3 protein-coding genes are annotated in these 19,216 nt (G+C 73.2%); all 3 read right to left on the reverse strand.

Annotation, left to right across the window (positions count from 1 at the left end):
- Positions 1–4: 4 nt before the first annotated feature.
- Genes OG943_RS12630 through OG943_RS12640 form a run of 3 tightly spaced genes read right to left on the reverse strand, consistent with a single transcriptional unit; the run spans position 5 to position 19,211 of the window.
- Positions 5–1,309 (reverse strand): MFS transporter, encoded by a 1,305-nt coding sequence (locus OG943_RS12630; protein ID WP_328609926.1) that lies wholly within the window; start codon positions 1,307–1,309, stop codon positions 5–7.
- Complete coding sequence (locus OG943_RS12635; RefSeq protein ID WP_328609927.1) at positions 1,306–8,376, reverse strand: non-ribosomal peptide synthetase; 7,071 nt, start codon at positions 8,374–8,376, stop codon at positions 1,306–1,308. The genes OG943_RS12630 and OG943_RS12635 overlap by 4 nt, the downstream gene beginning before the upstream one ends.
- Positions 8,376–19,211: a non-ribosomal peptide synthetase gene (locus tag OG943_RS12640; protein WP_328609928.1), complete on the reverse strand. Its 10,836-nt coding sequence runs from the start codon at positions 19,209–19,211 to the stop codon at positions 8,376–8,378. The genes OG943_RS12635 and OG943_RS12640 overlap by 1 nt, the downstream gene beginning before the upstream one ends.
- Between the last annotated feature and the right edge of the window lie 5 nt (positions 19,212–19,216).

Consider the following 19,216-nt stretch of genomic DNA (forward strand, 5'->3'; position numbering starts at 1 on the left):
CCGGTCAGGCGGCGACCGGGTCGGACGGCTGCTTGCCGTCGCCGGGCAGCACCGGCGGGTGACGCAGCGCGGGCACGATGGTGCCCACCAGCGCGACCAGCACCAGCCAGCCGAGCATCACCAGCACGGTCGTCGTGCTGCCGTAGAACTGCAGGAGCAGCCCGGCCAGCAGCGGGCTGAGCGGGGTGGCCGACTGGCTGATGAACCGGCAGGCGCTGTCGACCCGGCCCAGCAGCTCGTCGGGGACGAGCACGATGCGGTAGGTGGAGAGCACCGAGTTCCACAGGGGCGCGGCCGCGAGCATGAGCCCGAACACGACACCCATCACGACGATGTTGCCCGCGACCAGCAGGATCGGCAGCAGTGCCGCCCACACCCACGGGAACCCGATGACGATCCAGGACGCGGGTATCCGGTCGGCCGCCCACGCCGCGGCGAACGACCCGAGCAGCCCGCCCACCGCGGCCACCGTCAGCACGGTGCCGACCAGCGCGGCCGGCGTGCCGGACTCGTGGCCGATCACGACGAGCAGCGTGGGCATGCCGTTCCCGACGAGGTTCGTGGCCGCGACCATGAGGGCGCTGCCGCGCAGGAAGGGCTGGCGGACAAGCCAGCGAAGCCCGTCACGCACCCCCGAAATCAGCGACAGCGCCTTCGTGTCCGACACCGGCGCCGACCGGAACCGGGTCTTGATCATCGACACGGTGACGTAGGAGACCAGGTACGACAGCGCGTCACCGAGGAACGGCAGCAGCGAGGCGATCGAGAAGAGCGTCCCGCCGATGGGCGGGCCGGCCAGCATCGCGCCGTATTCACGGCTTTCGTTGCGCGCGGTCGCAGCGCGCAGCTGGGACGCGGGCACGACGTGCCGCAACGCCCCCACCTCCGCCGGTGAGAACAGCACGGTGGCCGAGCCTTCGATGAGCGCCACGATGATGATGTGCGGGTACGTCAGCCAGCCCGTCGCGAGCCCGCCGACGATGCTGGTGAGAGCGACGAACCGGACGAGGTCGCACGTCAGCATGAGGCGCCGGCGGTCCCACCGGTCCGCGAAGAACCCGGCCGGGAGACCGAGCAGCCACTGCGGCACGCCCCGCGCCGTCGCGACCAGGCCGGCGAGCACGGGCGACCCCGTCAGCGACAGCACCAGCAGCGGGTAGGCGACGTAGGACATCCGGCTGCCCAGCACGGACGCCAGCTGGCTCACCCAGAGCAGCCTGAAGTCGCGGTTGCGGCTCAGCGGCACCGGGATCTCCGCCGGGCCGGCCGCCTCGGGCGCGGCCGCCGCGGGTTCTTCGCGAGCGGTCATTCCGCCGCCTCCAGCCCGGCCCGGAACACCGAAACCACCTGGGCGAGCTGGGGTTCTTCGAGCACCGACAGGTGCGTGCCCGGCACCTCCAGCAGCTCGGTGCGCGGCGCGTGCTCGCGCCACGCTTCGAACCAGGGCCACGACCAGTTGCCTTCGGTCGCCTTGAGCACGGTGAGCGGGACGTCGGCGGGCCGCGGCCGGTAGTTGCGCTTGGCCATGCGGAAGAACCGGTTGCGGCGCAGCACGCTCTCCAGCGCGTCCTTCCCGAGCCCGATCTGCTCCTCCCGGAAACCGGCCTGCCGCAGCAGTTCCGTCAGCCGGCGCGGGGCGAGGCCGGTCCAATCCGCTTCGGAGATGTCCTCGGCCACGGCGATCATCTCGTCGAGCAGCCCGTCGAGGAGATGCCGCTGGCGCGTCTCCGGTGCCTGGACGACGGAGTCGACCAAGCCGACCCAGCTCACCTCGGCGCCCCCGCGGATCAGCTGGGCCGCGGCTTCGTAGGCGACGATCCCGCCGAACGACCAGCCGCACAGCCGGTACGGGCCCGCGGGCTGCCACCGCCGGATCCGCTCGACGTAGACCTCGGCCATCGCCACCACCTGGTCGGGCGCGGAGGCCGTCACGAGGGACTCGTCGAAGTCGAGCCCGACGAGCGCGAAGTCCGGCTCCAGCGCCCGCGCCAGCGCGTAGTACCCGGTGACGCTGCCGGTCCCCTCGTGCACGCAGAACAGGGTGCGGTCCCGGGGGCCGGTGTTCAGCGGTACCAGGCCCGGCTCGGCCACCGCCGGCCGCTCGGCCGCGGCCGGCCCGGCCAATTCGGCCAGCCGGGCGACGGTCCGCGCCTCGAAGACCGCCCGCAGCGGCACCTTGACGTCGTGCCGGGCGCGCAGGCGGGCGACGACGTGCGCGGCGAGCAGCGAATGCCCGCCGAGGTCGAAGAAGTCGTCGAACACCCCGACCCGGTCGACCCCGAGCACCTCGTGCCAGATCCCGGCGATGACCGTTTCCAGCTCGGTGCGCGGGGCCGAGAAGCCCGACCCGAGTTCCGGGCGCGCCGAGTCGGGATCCGGCAGCGCCAGCCGGTCGATCTTCCCGTTCGCCGTCTTCGGCAACGCGGGCACGAGCACGAACCGGGACGGGATCATGTACTCCGGCAAGGATTCTTCGAGCGACGCGCGCAGTTGCGAGACCGCGGTGCCGGTGCCGGTGGGTACGACGTAGGCGACCAGCCGCTGGTCTCCCGGCTCGTCTTCCCTCGCCACGACGACGGCTTCGGCCACGGCCTCCAGCGCCCGCAGGTGCGTCCCGATCTCGTCGAGCTCGACCCGGAACCCGCGGATCTTGACCTGGTGGTCCGTGCGGCCCAGGTGTTCGAGCACCTGGTGCGGTCCCCAGCGGCAGAGGTCCCCGGTGCGGTACAGCCGGCCGCCGCCGAAGGGGTTGGGCAGGAAGCGCTCGGCCGTCAGCCCGGGCCGGTGCCAGTAGCCGCGGCTGACCCCGGCACCGCCGATGTAGAGCTCGCCGGGGACACCCGCCGGGCAGGGCGACATCGCCTCGTCCAGGACGTAGACCTCGGTGCCGGCCATGGGGCCGCCGACGGGGTAGGTCCACGACGACCCGCCGCCGGCCGGGACCCGGATCCGCGTCGCGGTCATCGTGGTTTCGGTCGGGCCGAACTGGTTGACCACCTTGCCCGCGAGCCAGGCGCAATCCGCCAGCCGCTCGGCGTAGAGGTGCTCGCCGCTGCACAGGACGAGGCGGACCGCGGCCAGGCCGGCCTCGGGCACCGGCTGCGCGGCCAGCTCGTAGAGCAGGGTGGGCACCACGCTGAGGATCGTGGTCACGCGGTGCCCGGCGAGCAGGGCCACGACCGAGGCCGGGTCCTTGGCGGCGTCCGGGTCGGTCACCACCAGCTTCGCGCCCGCCGACAGGGCGACGAAGATCTCGCGCACGGAGGCGTCGAAACCCCAGCCGGACAGCGTGATCCCGGTGTCGGCCGGTCCGATGCCGTACTCGTCCCGCAGGTAGCCGATCCGGGCCAGCGCGTTGCCGTGGGTGGCGACGACACCCTTGGGACGCCCGGTCGAGCCGGAGGTGTAGACGACGTACGCGGCGTTGCCGGGGTCGATCGCGGCGGGCAGGACCGGCCGTGGCTCCGCCGCGGCGTCGTCCTGGTCGATCAGGAGCACTTCGCCCCGGAACCCGGTGAGCACCCCGGCCGCGGTGGCGGCGTCGGTGAGGACCAGCTCGGTGCCGGTGTCGTCGAGGATGAACGACACCCGGTCCTGCGGCTGGTGCCCGTCGATCGGGACGAACGCCGCCCCGGTCTTCGCCACGGCGAGCGCGCAGATCACGGCTTCCGCACTGCGCGGCAGGCAGATCCCGACGAACACCTCCGGGCCGGCACCGCGCTCGCGCAGCCGTGCGGCCAAGGCGTTCGCCCGCCGGTCGACCTCCGCGTACGTCAGCTCGGCTGCGCCCGCCAGCGCGACGGCATCCGGGCGGGCGGCCGCCTGCTGCTCGAAGAGCCGGTGCAGCCCGGTCACCCCGGCGGGCACGTGGCTGGTCCGGTCGGCGTTGCGGCCGTGCACCAGGCTTTCGTATTCCGCCTCGGACAACGGGGACAGCTCCGAGAGCCGGGCTTTCGGAGCGGCGACGACGGCCGCGAAGATCCGCTGCACGTGCTCGCTCAGCCGGTGCACGCGCTCGGCGTCGAACAGGGCCGTGCTGTACCGGATGCCGGCGAGCAGGCCGCCGGGGGTGTCGGCGAAGGCCAGCGTGAGGTCGAACTTCGCCTGGTTGGTGGTGAAGCCGTGCTCTTCGGCGTGCACGCCCGGCAGCTCCCACTCGCCGGAGGGCACGTTGTTGACCGACAGCATCACCTGGAACAGCGGGGTCCTGGCGAAGTCCCGCTCGGGCTGGAGTTCTTCGACGAGCCGTTCGAAGGGCAGGTCCTGGTGCTCGTAGGCGCCCATCGTCACTTCGCGCACCCGGTCGAGCAGCTCGGCGAACCGCGGATCACCGCCGAGGTCGGTGCGCAGCACCAGGGTGTTGACGAAGAAGCCGATCATCCCCTCGACCTCACGCCGGTTGCGCCCGGCGATCGGCGTGCCGACGGCGACGTCGTTCTGGCCCGCATAACGGCCGAGGACGAGCTGGACGCAGGCGAGGATGACCATGAACAGGGTCGTCCGGTGTTCCCGGGCGAGTCCGCGCAGACCCGCGGCGAGTTCGGCGGGCACGCTGAATTCCAGTGACGCGCCTTCGGTCGAGCGGACCGCGGCGCGTGGCCGGTCCGTCGGCAGCTGCAGCGGCGGGACGCCGGTGAGCTGGTCGCGCCAGTAGCCGAGCTGCTCGTCGAGTACGTCGCCGCGCAGCCAGTTCCGTTGCCAGACGGCGAAGTCCGCGTACCGGACCGCGGGAGCGGGTGTTTCGGGCTCGACGCCGTGCAGCGCGGCCCGGTACCCCTCCCCCAGTTCCCGGACGAGGTTCCGCGCGGACCACGCGTCCATCGCGATGTGGTGGGTGGCGAACAGCAGGACGTGGTCGTCCGCCGCGACCCGGAACAACGCGGTGCGCCAGACCGGGCCCGCCACCAGGTCGAACGGCTTCGTGGCCAGCGCGCGGATGACGTCGTCGAGTGCTTCGCCGCCGACGTCGATGATCGGGATCCCGACCGGGCCGGCGGGGTGGATCCGTTGTCCCGCTTCGGTTTCCCCGCCGGCGAACGTGGTCCGCAGCACCTCGTGCCGGGCGATCACCCCGCCGAGCGCGGTTTCCAGGGCCGCGACGTCGAGGGCGCCGGTCAGCCGCCAGGCCAGCGGGACGATGTATTCGGTACTGCCCGGTTCGAGCTGGTCGAGCAGCCACAGCCGTTGCTGGGCGAACGACAGCGGGAAGAGGTCGCCGTCCCCGGCCACCCGCTCGATGGGCGGGATCCGCCGGCCGGTCCGCCGTTCGTCGAGCAGCCGGGCCAGATCCGCCACCGTCGGGTTCGCGAACAACGCCCGCAACGGCACCTCGGCGCCACCGAGGCGGCTCAGCCGGGACACGACCTGGGTCGCCAGCAGGGAATGCCCGCCCAGCGCGAAGAAATCGTCGAGCACGCCGATCTCGTCGATCCCGAGCACGTCGGACCAGACGCCGGCGACGAGCTCCTCGGACGGCGTCCGGGGCCGGACCGGACCGGCCGCCAGGCCGGGCCGGGCACCGCCGGGCGCGGGCAGGCCACGCCGGTCGACCTTGCCGTTGCCGGACAACGGCAACGCCGGCAGGAACACGAACGCGGCGGGCAGCATGTAGGCGGGCAGCACCGCCGCGACCCACTCGCGGACGTCGGGCTCGGTGAGGTCGCCGTCCGCGACGAGGTAGGCGACCAGCCGGCGGTCCCCTGGGGTGTCCTCACGCGCGACGACCACCGCTTCGGACACCGCGTCGAGCAACAGCAGGCGCGCCTCGATCTCGCCGAGCTCGACGCGGTACCCGCGGATCTTCACCTGGTGGTCGGTGCGGCCGAGGAACTCCAGGTCGCCGTCGGGCCGGAAGCGGGCCAGGTCACCGGTGCGGTAGAGCCGCCCGGGACCGAAGGGGTCGGGCACGAACCGCTCGGCCGTGATACCCGGGCGCCCCAGGTACCCGCGGGCGACGCCGTCACCGCCGATGCAGAGTTCCCCCACGACGCCCACCGGCACCGGGTTGAGCGCCTCGTCGAGCACGTACATCCGGGTGTTCGCGATCGGGCGCCCGATCGGCACGGGCACCGAGGGGTCGAACCGTTCGTCCGCGACGTAGATCGAGCAGCCGACGACGGTCTCGGTCGGGCCGTACTCGTTGATCACCCGGGACTTGGGGGCGATCCGCTGCCAGGCCGCGAGGGTCTCCGGCTTGACCTCGTCGGCGCCGACCACGTAGGTCCGGACGGACCCGAGCTGCTCGTCCTCGCCGATCATGCCGCGCAGCAGGTCGAGGTGCCCGGGGGTGATCTTGAGCAGGCTGAAGTCACCGGGGGCGGCCAGCAGCTCCCGCAGGGAGTCGTGCCCGCGATCGGGCGCGAGCAGGGTGACGTCCTTGCCGCCGATGAGCGGCAGGAAGAAGTTGGGCATCGAGAGGTCGAAGGCGATCGACCCGAGCATGGGGGCACCGGACGCACCGCCCAGCCCGTAGCCGTCGATGGCCCACCACAGGTAGTTGACCAGGCCCCGGTGCGCCACCAGGACACCCTTCGGCCGGCCGGTGGAGCCGGAGGTGTACATCACGTAGGCGAGGTTGTCCGCGCGGACGGGCGCGCCCGGGTCGGTCTCCGGCAGCCCGGCCGCCACGGAGACGTCCGCGTCGAGCACGATGGCCCGGTCCGCGTACTCCGCCGGCAGGTCCGGCCGCGTCCGCGGTTCCACCAGGACCCGCTCGGCGCCGGTGTCGTCCAGCATGAAGCGCATCCGTTCGGCCGGGTGCCCCGGGTCCAGCGGCACGTAGGCGGCGCCGGACTTGAGGATGCCGAAGATCCCCACCAGCGCGTTCACCGACGGGCTGACGCAGATCCCGATCCGCTGCTCCGGCCCGGCCCCGAGCCCGCGCAGGTGGTGAGCCAGCCGGTTGGCCCTGGCGTTCAGCTCGCCGTAGGTCAGCCGCGTGCCGTCGGTGTCCACCACGGCGACCGCGTCCGGAGTACGGGCCGCGCACGCCGCGAACAGCTCGTGCACGCAACGGTCGGCGGGGTACTCGGCGTCGGTGGCGTTCCACTCGGTGACGATCCGCCGCCGCTCCTCCGGGGTGAGGATGCCGAGGTCGCCGACCGCGGTGGCGGGATCCGCGGACAGCCCGAGCAGCAGGGTGCGCAGGTGCCCGGCGAGCAGGGCGGCCCGATGGCTGTCGAACCGCGCCCGGTCGTAGGTGATCTCCACGCGCAGGAAGTCGCGGACCGCGGCGACGACGCTGAGCGGGTAGCCGTTGCGTTCGCGCGCGCCGACCGGCACGAGTTCCAGGCCGCCCGCCGACTGGTCGGCCGTGGTCGCGGCGGGGTAGTTCTCGAACACGAGCAGGCTTTCGAACAGCGGCGTGCCCTGCGGTACCCCGCTGCTGGTCTGCGCGAGCACGAGCGGTGTGTAGTCGTACTGGCGCAGGCGGAGCTGGGCGTCCTGGACCGACCTCAGCCACTCGCCGACCGGTTTCGCCGGCTCGACGCGCACCCGCAGCGGCAGCGTGTTGATCATCAGCCCGACCATGGACTCGACCCGTTCGGCTTCCGGCGGCCGGGTGCTCATGGTGGCGCCGAAGACGACGTCACGTTCGCCGGTGTAGCGGGACAACACCAGCGCCCACGCGCCCTGCAGCACGGTGTTGACGGTGATCCGCTGCGTCCGGGCGAACTCCCGCACCCGGGCGGACTCCCCGGCGTCGAGCTCCAGTTCGGCCACGTCGAAGCCGGAATCGGTACCCGGCCGGTCCGCGGTGATCTTCGTCGGGGCGGTGAAGTCGGCCAGCTCCCCCTTCCAGTACCGCTCGGCGGCGGCGGTGTCCTGGGCGCCGAGCCAGCGCAGGAACGAGCGGTACTGCGGCGCGGGCTCCAGCACCACGTGCCGGCCTTCGCTTTCGGCGCGGTAGAACGTCATGAGGTCGCGCAGCACCAGCCGCACGCTCCAGCCGTCCAGCAGCACGTGGTGGAAGCTGAGCACCATCAGGTGCGCCCGGTCCGCCTCCCGGAACAGCGTGACCCGCAGCAGCGGCGCCTTGGCCAGCGAGATGCCTTCGCGCCGGTCCTGCGCCAGCCACTCTTCGAGGCCGCCGGACGGCAACCGGCCGAGCACGGCGAACGGCACCGTCACCGACCGCTCGATCAGCTGGAGCGGACGGTCGACGCCCTGCCAGCGCAGCCGGGCGCGCAGCGCGGTGTGCCGGGCCACCACCGCCTGCCACGCCCGTTCGAGCGCGGCGGTATCGAGCGTCCCGTCGAACCGGTACAGCAGCTGCTCGAAGTCCACGCCGCCGTCGGGGTCCAGCAAGCTGTGGAACAGCATCCCCTCCTGCATCGGTGACAGCGGCAGGATGTCTTCCAGCGGCGAGGCCTCCATCAGACGTCCCTTCGGTATTCGTCGATGATCAGGTCGAGGGTCTGCTGGTCGAGACCCGCGAGCGGGAAGTCCGCGGGGACCGCGCCGGTGGTGCCCGGGGCGGTGCAGTGGGCGATGACCGCGGCGAGTTCGGCGACGAAGGCGTCGGCGAGCCGGTCCACGGTTTCCGCGCGGTGCAGGTTCCGGGAGTAGCCGACCGTGATCCGGAAGCGGCCGCCGCTGACCTCGGAGTTGAGCTCCAGCACGTGCGAGCGACGTCCGCTCGGGGCCTGCCCGCTTCCCCGCGCTTCCTCGGCGCCGCCGAACGTCCGGTCGGCCGCGAGCACGTTGTCGAACTGCCCGAGGTAGTTGAACAGCACCTGCCCGCCGGAGTCCGTGAGGCCGGCGCCGTCGGGCGTGAGGTGCCGCAGGATCCCGTGGCCGACGCCGTTGCGCGGGATCTCGCGCAACGCCTGCTTGGTTTCCTTGAGCACCTCGGCGATGCCGGTGCCGCCCCCGGTGTTCAGCGCCACCGGGTAGATCGAGGTGAACCAGCCGACCGTCCGGGACAGGTCCACCCCCGCCACGATCTCCTCGCGGCCGTGCCCCTCCAAGTCGATCACGACGTCCGAGGCGGTCGCGTACGGCCGGATCGCCAGGGCGAGCGCCGTCAGCAGGACGTCGTTGATCTGCGTCCGGTACGCAGCAGGCACCTCGACGAGCAACGCGCGGGTCAGGTCCGCGCTCAGCTCACGCGAGACCCGCGCCGCGGACTCGACGGTGTTGTCGCCGCCGGGGTGGTCGACCGCGATCACGGCGCCGGGGCCCGTTCTCTTCCGCCAGAAGCCGCTTTCCTCCGCGGCGGCGGGCGAAACCGCGTACTCCGGCAGCATCCTCGCCCACTGCAGGAACGACGTCGTCTTGGCGGGCAACGTGATCGGCAGGCCCGCCCGCACCTGCCGGTAGCCCGTCTCCAGGTCTTCGAGCAGCACCCGCCAGGAGACGCCGTCGACGACGAGGTGGTGAGCCACCAGCAGTAGCCGCCGCCCGCGGGGGCCGAGATCGGCCAGCAGTGCGCCGAACACCCGCCCGGCCCGGATGTCCAGGCTCGCCTGCAACCGGTCCGCCTCGGCGGTGAGCGCGGATTCGGTCTCGCACCGCACTGTCCACAGTAGATCGCCGGGGACTTCGGCCGTGCCGGACTGCGTCCAGCCGTCCGGTCCCGGGGTGAACCGCGCACGCAGCATGTCGTGCTGCCCGGCGAGCCGCGCCAAGACCAGCCGGAGGTCCTGTTCGGTCGCCGCCGGCGGCACGGTGACGATCATCGACTGGTTGTAGTGGTCGAGCCGGGGCAGGTCCCGGGCGAAGAACCAGTGCTGGATCGGCGTGAGCGGGGCGTCGCCCGTCACCGCGCCCTGCTCGGCCCGTACGACCGGCGCCGTCTCGGCGGCCGCGGCCAGCGCTGCGATGGTCTGGTGCTCGAACACCATCCGGGGCGTGATCCGGATCCCGCCGGCCACGGCCCTGGCGACGATCTGGATGCTCAGGATGGAGTCCCCGCCGAGGTCGAAGAAGTTGTCGAACACCCCGGCCCGGTCGAGCCCGAGGACCTGGGCCCAGACGCCGGCCAGCAGTTCCTCCGCGGGGGTGCGTGGTTCGGCGAAACCGGAGGCGAGTTCGGGCCGTGCCGCACCGGGAGCGGGCAGGGCACGGCGGTCGACCTTGCCCGTGGCCGTCAGCGGCAGCGCCGGCAGGAAGACGAAGGCGCCGGGCACCTGGTGGGCGGGCAGAGTCCGCTCCAGCCAGGCCCGCAACTCCGAGACCGACGGCGTCCGCCCGGCGGGCACGACGTAGCCGACCAGACGGCGTTCGCCCGGCTTGTCCTCCCGCGCGGTGACCACGGCCGCGGCGACGTCGGCGGATTCCAGCAGCCTCGCCTCGATCTCGCCGAGCTCGATCCGGAACCCGCGGATCTTCACCTGGCGGTCGGTCCGGCCGAGGTACTCCAGGACCCCGTCCGCCGACCACCGGCCGACGTCGCCGGTCCGGTAGAGCCGGCCGGTGCCGAAGGGGTCCGGAACGAACCGCTCCGCGGTCAGCCCGGGGCGGCCCAGATAGCCGCGGGTCACGCCGGCGCCGCCGACGTACAGCTCGCCGGGCACGCCGATCGGGCAGGGCGCCAGGTCCGCGTCCAGCACGTAGGTGCGCAGGTCACTCAGGGCCCGGCCGATCGGGCCGGCCGCGGCGTCGCCCCGGGTCGACGGCGACAGCACGAGCGACGTCGTGTGCACCGTCGTCTCGGTGATGCCGTACATGTTGACGAGCGCGACGTCCCGGGTCCGGTCGTCGTCGAACCAGGGACGCAGCGTGGTCAGGTCGAGTGCCTCGCCGCCGAAGACGACGAACCGCAGGTGTCCCGGTCCCCCGGCGAGCAGCGGTGCCATCAGGGTCCGGAACGCCGTCGGCGTCTGGCTCAGCATGGTGACGCGCTGTTCGGCGACGACCGCGGCCAGCCGCCCGGGGTCACGCGCCACCGCGTTCGACGCGATCACGGTCCGCCCGCCGGTGGTCAGCGCGCCCCAGATCTCCCAGACGGAGAAGTCGAACGCGTAGCTGTGCGTCGAGAGCCACACCTGTTCTTCGTCGAAGCCGAAGGTCTCCCGGGTCGCCTCGAACAGCCGGGTGGCGTTCGCGTGGGTGACCTGCACCCCCTTGGGTTTGCCGGTGGAGCCCGAGGTGTAGATGACGTAGGCCAGGTTCTGCGGGCTCATGGCGGGCCGCGGATCCGTGCCGGGCAGGCCGTCGAGCACCGCGGTGAGCGCCTCGTCGTCGAGGTTCACGACCTCGGCCGTCCAGTCCCGGGTGGCGGTGGACGCGTCGGTGACGACGAGCGCGGTCCGGGCGTCCTCGATGATGAACGCGAGGCGTTCCGCCGGGTAGGCGGGATCGAGGGGCAGGTACCCGGCACCGGACTTGAGCACGGCGAGCAGGCTCACGACAGTCCGGACCGAGCGCTCCAGGCACAACCCGACGAGCTGTTCCGGGCCGGCTCCGCGCCGGCGCAGGTGGTGGGCCAGCCGGTTCGCCCGGCGGTTGAGTTCGGCGTAGGTCAGGACCGCGCCGTCGGTGTCGGTGACCGCGACGGCGTCCGGGCGCTCGGCGGCGTGCCGCTCGACCAGCTCGTGGAGCAACGCGGATCCGGTCGGCAGGCCACCGGCGGGGTTCCACTCATCGACCACCTGGGCGTGTTCCCGCTCGGTGAGCAGGGGCAGGTCCGACAGGCGCCGGCCCGCGTCCCGAGCGACCGCGCCCAGCACACGCTGGACGTGCTCGCCCAGCCGGATCACCCGGCCGGCGTCGAACAACGCCGTGCTGTAGCGGATGACGCCCTCGAGCCCGTCCGGGGTATCGGTGAAGGCGAAGGTGAGGTCGAACTTGGCGTGGCGCGCGCCGAGCGGGAACTCCGTGACCGCGACCCCGGGCAGCGCCCATTCCCCGGGCGGGGTGTTGTCGAGGGTGAGCATGACCTGGAAGAGCGGGGTGCGCGCCAGGTCGCGCTCGGGCCGGAGTTCGTCCACCAGCCGTTCGAAGGGCAGGTCCTGGTGCTCGTAGGCGTCCAGGGTGACCGTGCGGACGCGCTCCAGCAGCTCGGTGAACGCCGGGTCGCCGGACAGGTCCGCGCGCAGGACGAGCGTGTTGACGAAGAACCCGACCAGGTCTTCGACCTCGGTCCGGTTGCGCCCGGCGATCGGGGTGCCGATCGCCACGTCGTGCTGCCCGGAGTGCCGCGCGAGCACGGCCTGCACCCCGGCGAGGACCACCATGAAGAGCGTCGCCCGGTGGTCCCGCGCCAGGCGCCGCAGTCCGGCGGCGGCCTCGGCGGGCACGGTGAATTCGATCGCGGCGCCGTTGGTCGAGCGGACGGCTTCGCGGGGGCGGTCGGCCGGCAGCTCGAGCGGCGTGAGGCCGGCCAGCCGGTCGCGCCAGTGGCCGAGCTGGGCGTCCAGCACCGGCCCGGTGAGCCAGTTCCGTTGCCAGGCCGAGAAGTCCGCGTACTGCGTCGCGAGCGGCGGAAGCGCGGGGGCGCCCTGCCGGTAGTGGTGGCTGAGTTCCCGCACGAGCACGCCGGACGACCAGGCGTCGGCGACGATGTGGTGCATGGCCAGGACGAGCACGTGCTCCCGCGGGCCGAGCCGGACGGCGGCGGCGCGCCACAGCGGTCCGGTACCCAGGTCGAACGGGCGGTACACGAAGTCGGTGACGACCTGCTCGGCCGAGCGGTCGCCGGCCTCCAGGACCGGCAGGGTCACCGCCACCGCGGCCGAAATGTGCTGGGACGGCTTGCCTTCCACGGTCGGGAACGCCGTCCGCAGGACCTCGTGCCGCGCCACGACCGCGGCCAGCGCCGCTTCCAGCGCGGCCGGGTCGAGGTCGCCGGTCAGCCGCCAGGCCATCGGCGCGATGTACTCGGTGCTGCCGGGCTCGAACTGGTCGAGGAACCACAACCGTTGCTGCGCAAAGGAAAGCGGGAGCCCGGCCGCGCGGTCGGCGTGCGGGATCGGGCTGAGCGCGGTCCCGCCACCCGCTCCGGACAGCCGCTGGGCCATCCCGGCCACCGTGGGTGCTTCGAACAGCAGCCGGAGCGGCACCTCGCGGCCGCTCGTCCGCGCGAGGCGGGACACGACCTGGGTCGCCAGCAGGGAATGCCCGCCCAGCGCGAAGAAGTCGTCGAAGACCCCGACCACGTCGACGCCGAGGACGTCGCTCCAGATGTCGGCGACCAGCTCCTCCAGCAGGCCGCGCGGCGGGACCGGGCCGCTGCCGAGGTCGGGCCGCGCGGTGTCCGGCGCGGGCAGCGCCCGCCGGTCCACCTTGCCGCTGCCGGACAGCGGGAGGGCGGGCAGCACCACGAAGGCCGACGGGATCAGGTAACCGGGCAGGGACGACGTCAGGCGGGCGCGCAACGCCGGCAGGTCGAGCTGGTCCGCGCCGGGCACCAGGTAGGCCACGAGCCGGCGGTCGTCCGGGGTGTCCTCCCTGGCCACCACGACCGCCTCGGCGACGCCGGGCTGCTGCAGCAGCTTCGCCTCGATTTCGCCGGGTTCGACGCGGTGGCCGCGGATCTTCACCTGGAAGTCGGTGCGGCCCAGGTATTCGAGGTGCCCGTCGGGCGACCAGCGGCAGGAGTCGCCGGTCCGGTAGAGCCGGCCGGGCCCGAAGGGGTCGGGGACGAACCGTTCCGCGGTCAGCCCGGGCCGGTCCCGGTACCCGCGGGCCACGCCGGCACCGCCGATGTACAGCTCACCCGCCACGCCGATCGGGCACGGCGACATCGCCGCGTCGAGCACGTGGACCCGGGTGCCGGCGATCGGCCGGCCGATCGGGACGCTGCCCGGCCCGGCGATGGCCCCCGCGGGCAGCGTGTGCACGCAGCACCCGACGACTGTCTCGGTGGGGCCGTACTCGTTGACCAGGTAACCGCCGGGAGGCAGCGCGGCGAGCACCTCACTGGCCGCCGCGGCCGGGAGGTCCTCACCGCCGACGATGACGGCGGGCGGGAACACGACACCGGCCGGCGAGGTGCCCGCCAGTACCCGGAGGTGGGTGGGCGTCAGCTTCACCAGGGCGGCGCCGGGCGCGGGCAGCAGCCCGGCCGGGTCGGCGCCTTCCTCTGTCAGCTGCACCGGACGGCCGGCCAGTAGCGGCAGGAAGATCGACGTGACGGTCATGTCGAAGGCGGGCGAAGAGTGCAGGACCGCCCCGCCGGCCCGCGGGAAGGGGTACGCGCCGGCGGCCCAGGCGAGGTAGTTCGCCAGCCCCCGGTGGGTGATCTGCACGCCCTTGGGCGTGCCGGTGGAGCCGGAGGTGTAGATGACGTAGGCGAGGCTCTCCGGGTGGCCACCGGGGTCCCCGGCGGGGGCGTGCCCGGCGACGGCCAGTGCGGTGGCCGGATCGTCGACGTCGACGACGTGCGCGTGGACCCGGGAGCCGAGTTCGGTGGCGTGCGCGGTGTCGGTGAGCAGGATTTCCGCGTGCGCGTCCGCCAGGGTGGCGGCCAGGCGCTCGGCCGGGTGCTGCGGATCCAGCGGGAGGTAGGCCGCTCCGGCGCGGTGCACGGCGAGCAGGGCCACGATCGTTTCCGGGCGGCGGGCCAGGCAGATCCCGACGACCCGCTCCGGCCCGGCACCACACTCCAGCAGGTGGCTCGCGAGGCGTTCGGCGCGGTCCACCAGCTCGCGGAAGCCCAGGGTGCCGCCGTCGGCGGCCCGGACCGCGACCGCGTCCGGCTGCTCCTGTGCGTGCCGCGAAAGCACGCGGTGGATCCATCCCGGCCGCTCGGCCGCCTCGGGGCGTTCGGCGGGGCCGGCGCCCCACTGCTCGACGACCGTCCGGCGTTCGTCCTCGGTCAGCATCGGGATCGCGGACAGCCGAGCGCCGGGATTCGCGACGACACCGGCGAAGAACGTCCGCAGGTGCTCGCCCAGCCGCTCGATCCGGCGCTCGTCGAACAGCGCCGTGCGGTAGGAGATCACGCCCGAGAACTCCTCGGCGTTGTCCGTGAACGCGAGGGCGAGGTCGTACTTGGCGCGCTCGGTGGACAGCGGGTGGTCGGCCAGGGCCAGGCCGGGCAGGCGCAGCCGCAGCGCCGGGGTGTTGTTCACCGACAACGAAACCTGGAACAGCGGCGTCCGCGTGAGGTCCCGGTCCGGGCGCAGTTCCTCGACGAGCCGCTCGAACGGCACGTCCTGGTGCTCGTAGGCGCCGAGCGTGGTGTCCCGCACCCGGCCGAGCAGGCCGGTGAAGGCGGGGTCCCCGCCGACGTCGGTCCGCAGCACGAGGGTGTTGACGAACATCCCGATGAGCGGCTCGGTCTCCGGCCGGGCGCGCCGCGCCACCGGGGTGCCGACGGCGATGTCGTCCTGGCCGGTGTACCGGGCGAGCACGGCCTGCAGCCCGGCGAGGACGACCATGAACAGGGTCGCGCCCTCGGCGCGGGCGAGTTCCCGCAGCCCGGCGGCGGTCCCGGCAGGCAAGGTGAAGTCGAGCCAGGCACCGGCCGTCTCGGCCGCGGCCGGACGGGACCGGTCGGCGGGCAGGTCCAGGACCTCGGTCCCGGCGAGCCGGTCGCGCCAGTACGCCAGCGGCTCGTCGAGCGCGGGACCGCTCAGCCGGTCCCGTTCCCACCTGGCGAAGTCGGTGTACTGGATCGGCAGGTCCGCCGGCGCGGAACCGCGCCCTTCGACCGCGGCCTGGTAGGCGCGGCCGATCTCCTCGGCGAAGACCGCGGCCGACCAGGCGTCCGCGACGATGTGGTGGATCGTCAGCGCGAACACCGAGCGGCGCGGGCCGGTCCGGACCAGCAGCGCGCGCCAGATCGGCCCGGTGCTCAGGTCGAACGGCTCGGCCACGAAGCCGGTCAGCAGGCCGTCGAGTTCCTCGTCCCCTGCTTCGAGCACGGAGAACGGCACCGGTCCCGGCGGGGAGACGACCTGGACGGGCTCGCCGTCGACGGTCGTGAACGTGGTCCGGAGCGTGTGGTGCCGGTTCGCCACTTCGGTCAGCGCCACGCGCAACGCCCCGGCGTCGACCACCCCGGACAGCTCCCAGCCCAGGGGGATGACGTAGTCGGTGCTGCCCGGTTCGAGCTGGTCGAGGAACCACAGCCGGTGCTGGGCGAAGGACAGCGGCGCCGGGCCGCGCCGTCCGGACCGCGCGATGGGTGCCTCCGCCGCGGACTCGCCCGTCTCCGCGGGATCAACGGCGGAGACGAGGGCGGCGAGCTTCGCGACGGTCCGCGCCGCGAAGAGGTCGCGCAGGGATACGGCGAAACCGTGCCGGCTGCGCAGCCGGGCGACGACGTGCGTGGCGAGCAGGGAATGCCCGCCCAGTGCGAAGAAGTCGTCGAGGACCCCGACCTCGTCCAGCCCGAGCACCTCTCGCCAGACGTCGGCCACGGCGGTCTCGGCCGGTGTCCGCGGCCGCACGGGCTCCGCGCCCAGCTCCGGTCGTTCGGTCCCGGGTGCGGGCAGGGCGTTGCGGTCGGTCTTCCCGTTCACCGTCCGCGGCAGGGCCGGGAGGGCCACGAAGACCGACGGCACCAGCGACGCGGGCAGGACCCGCTCGAGTTCGGCGTGCAGCCACGAAGTGGCGGGCGGCGCGCCGGACGTCGTGAAGTAGGCGGTCAGCCGCTGGTCTCCCGGGATGTCCTCGCGCAGGATCACCACCGCGTCGCCGACCGGCTCGAGCGCGCGCAGGGCGGCTTCGATCTCCGCGGGCTCGACACGCAGTCCTCGTACCTTCAGCTGGTTGTCGAGCCGTCCGAGGTGCTCGAGCGTGTGCTCGGGCGACCAGCGGCAGCGGTCACCGGTGCGGTAGAGCCGGCCGCCGCCGAACGGGTCGGGCACGAAGCGCTCGGCGGTCAGGCCGGGCTGGCCCAGGTAGCCGCGGGCGAGGCCGGGGCCGCCGATGTACAGCTCGCCGGGCACGCCGACGGGGCAGGGGTTCAGCGCGTCGTCGAGGACGTACAGCGTCGTGTCGCCGACCGCGGGACCCACGTCGTAGCGCCACGACGGCCCGGCGCCCGCCGGCATGCGCGTCCAGGTGACCGTGATCGTGGTTTCGGTCGGGCCGAACTGGTTCAGCACCTTCCCGGCCAGCCAGGAGCAGCCGGCCAGCCGTTCGGCGTGCAGCCGTTCACCACTGCACAGCACCAGCCGGACCGCGGTGGGCGAACCGGCGGTGACCGGCTGGGCGGCGAGTTCGTACAGCACCGACGGCACGGTGCTCGCGATCACCGTCACCTGTGCCGAGGCGACCAGGCCGACCACCCCGGCCGGGTCCTTGGCCGCGTCCGGTCCGGCCAGCACCAGCCGGGCCCCCGACGTGAGCGTCCCGAGGATTTCGCGCGCCGACGCGTCGAACCCGAACCCCGCGATCGCGAGGACGACATCGGCCGGGCCGAGTTCGTAGTCGGCCCGGATGTGCCGGATCCGCGTCGACACCGCCTCGTGGGTCGCGACGACGCCCTTCGGCCGCCCGGTCGAGCCGGAGGTGTACGCGACGTAGGCGATGGAGAGCGGATGCACCGGCAGGGCGAGATCGTGCCCGGGACGGCCGTCGATCGCCGGGTCCCGCGGATCCACCGTCCGGCCGGCGAACCCCGGCGGGAGCGCGGCCGCGGTGTCGCGGTCGGCGAGCACCAGGTCGATCCCGCTGTCGGCCAGGAGGTATTCGAGCCGGGCCGGCGGGTACCCGGGGTCCAGGGCGACGTACCCGGTTCCCGTCTTGAGCGCGGCGACGATGCCCACGATCGCTTCGGCCGACCGGCGCAGGCAGATACCGATCGGACCCCCGGCGCCCGCCTCGATCAGGTGCCGGGCGAGCCGGTTGGCCCGGGCGTTGAGTTCGCCGTAGGTGAGGCTTCCGCCGTCCGGTTCGCTGAGCGCGACGACGTCCGGGGACGTTTTCGCGTGCTCCTCGAACAACGCGTGCGCGGGCTCCGTCTGTTCGGACGCCGACGAGCCGCCGGGCACGAGTTCGGCGCGCTCGGCGTCGGTGAGCAGCGGCAGGCCGGACAGCCGAAGTTCGGGATCGCGGGCGACGGCGGCGAGAACCTGCAGCAGGTGCCCGCACATGCGGGTCATCCGGGCGGCGTCGAACAGCTCGGTCCGGTAGCGCACCCAGCCGGACAGGCTGTCCGGGCTGTCGACGAAACCGACCGTCAGGTCGAACTTCGAGTGCAGGAACTCCACCGGGAACGCCTCGGCGCGCAGGCCGTCCAGCTCCAGGTGGTCGAAGGTGGTGTTCAGCACCAGCAACGCCTGGATCAGCGGGGTGCTGGTCCGGTCCCGATCCGGGTGCAGCTCCTCGACCAGCCGCTCGAACGGCAGTTCCTCGTGGTCGTAGGCGTCGAGAGCGACCTCGCGGACCCTGGCCAGCAGTTCGGCGAACGTCGGATCGCCGGAGAGGTCCGTTCTCAGCACGAGGGTGTTGACGAAGAACCCGATGAGCGCCTCGGCCTCTTCCCGGCCGCGGCTGGCGATGGGGGTGCCGACGGCGACGTCGTCCTGCCCGCAGTAGCGGCCGAGCACCACCTGGACCGCGGCGAGCACGGTCATGAACAAGGTCACCCGGTGCTCGCCGGCCAGTTTCGCCAGCCCGTCGGCCACCTCCGGCGGCACGGTGAATTCGACGGCGGTGCCCTCGGCCGAGGCGAGCGCGCCGCGCGGGCGGTCCGTCGGCAGGTCGAGCGGCCGGATCCCGTCGAGCCGCCGTCGCCAGTGCGCCAGCAGCCTGGACGCGACCGCGCCGTCGAGCCGGTCCCGTTGCCAGCGCGCGAAATCCGCGTACTGCATGGTCAGTTCCGGCAGCACCGGCTGCCGCCCGGCCAGTGCCGCCCGGTAGCACTCGCCCAGTTCGTCCACGAGGTTCCGCGCCGACCAGGCGTCCATCACGATGTGGTGCGCGGCGAAGACGAACACGTGGTCGCGCTCGCCCGCCCGGACCAGCCCGGCGCGCCACAAGGGACCGCGGGCCAGGTCGAACGGCTCGGCGGCGAACCCGGCGACCACCTGGCCGAGGTCAGCCCCGGAGTCGAGCAGCGGCAGCCGGGCCGGTTCCGCTGCCGTCACGACCTGCGCGGGCTCGCCGTCTTCGGCGACGAAGCGGGCGCGGAGCACCTCGTGGCGGGACACGACCCTGGTGATCGCGTCCTCGAGGGCGGGGACGACGAGCTCGCCGGTGAGCCGCCAGGCGAACGGAACGACGTACTCGGCGCTCCCCGGTTCGAGCTGATCCAGGAACCACAACCGTTGCTGCGAAAAGGACAGCGGCATGGGCCGCGGTGCGCCGGACATCGGCT

Source organism: Amycolatopsis sp. NBC_00345 (genome assembly GCF_036116635.1).
GTDB lineage: Bacteria > Actinomycetota > Actinomycetes > Mycobacteriales > Pseudonocardiaceae > Amycolatopsis.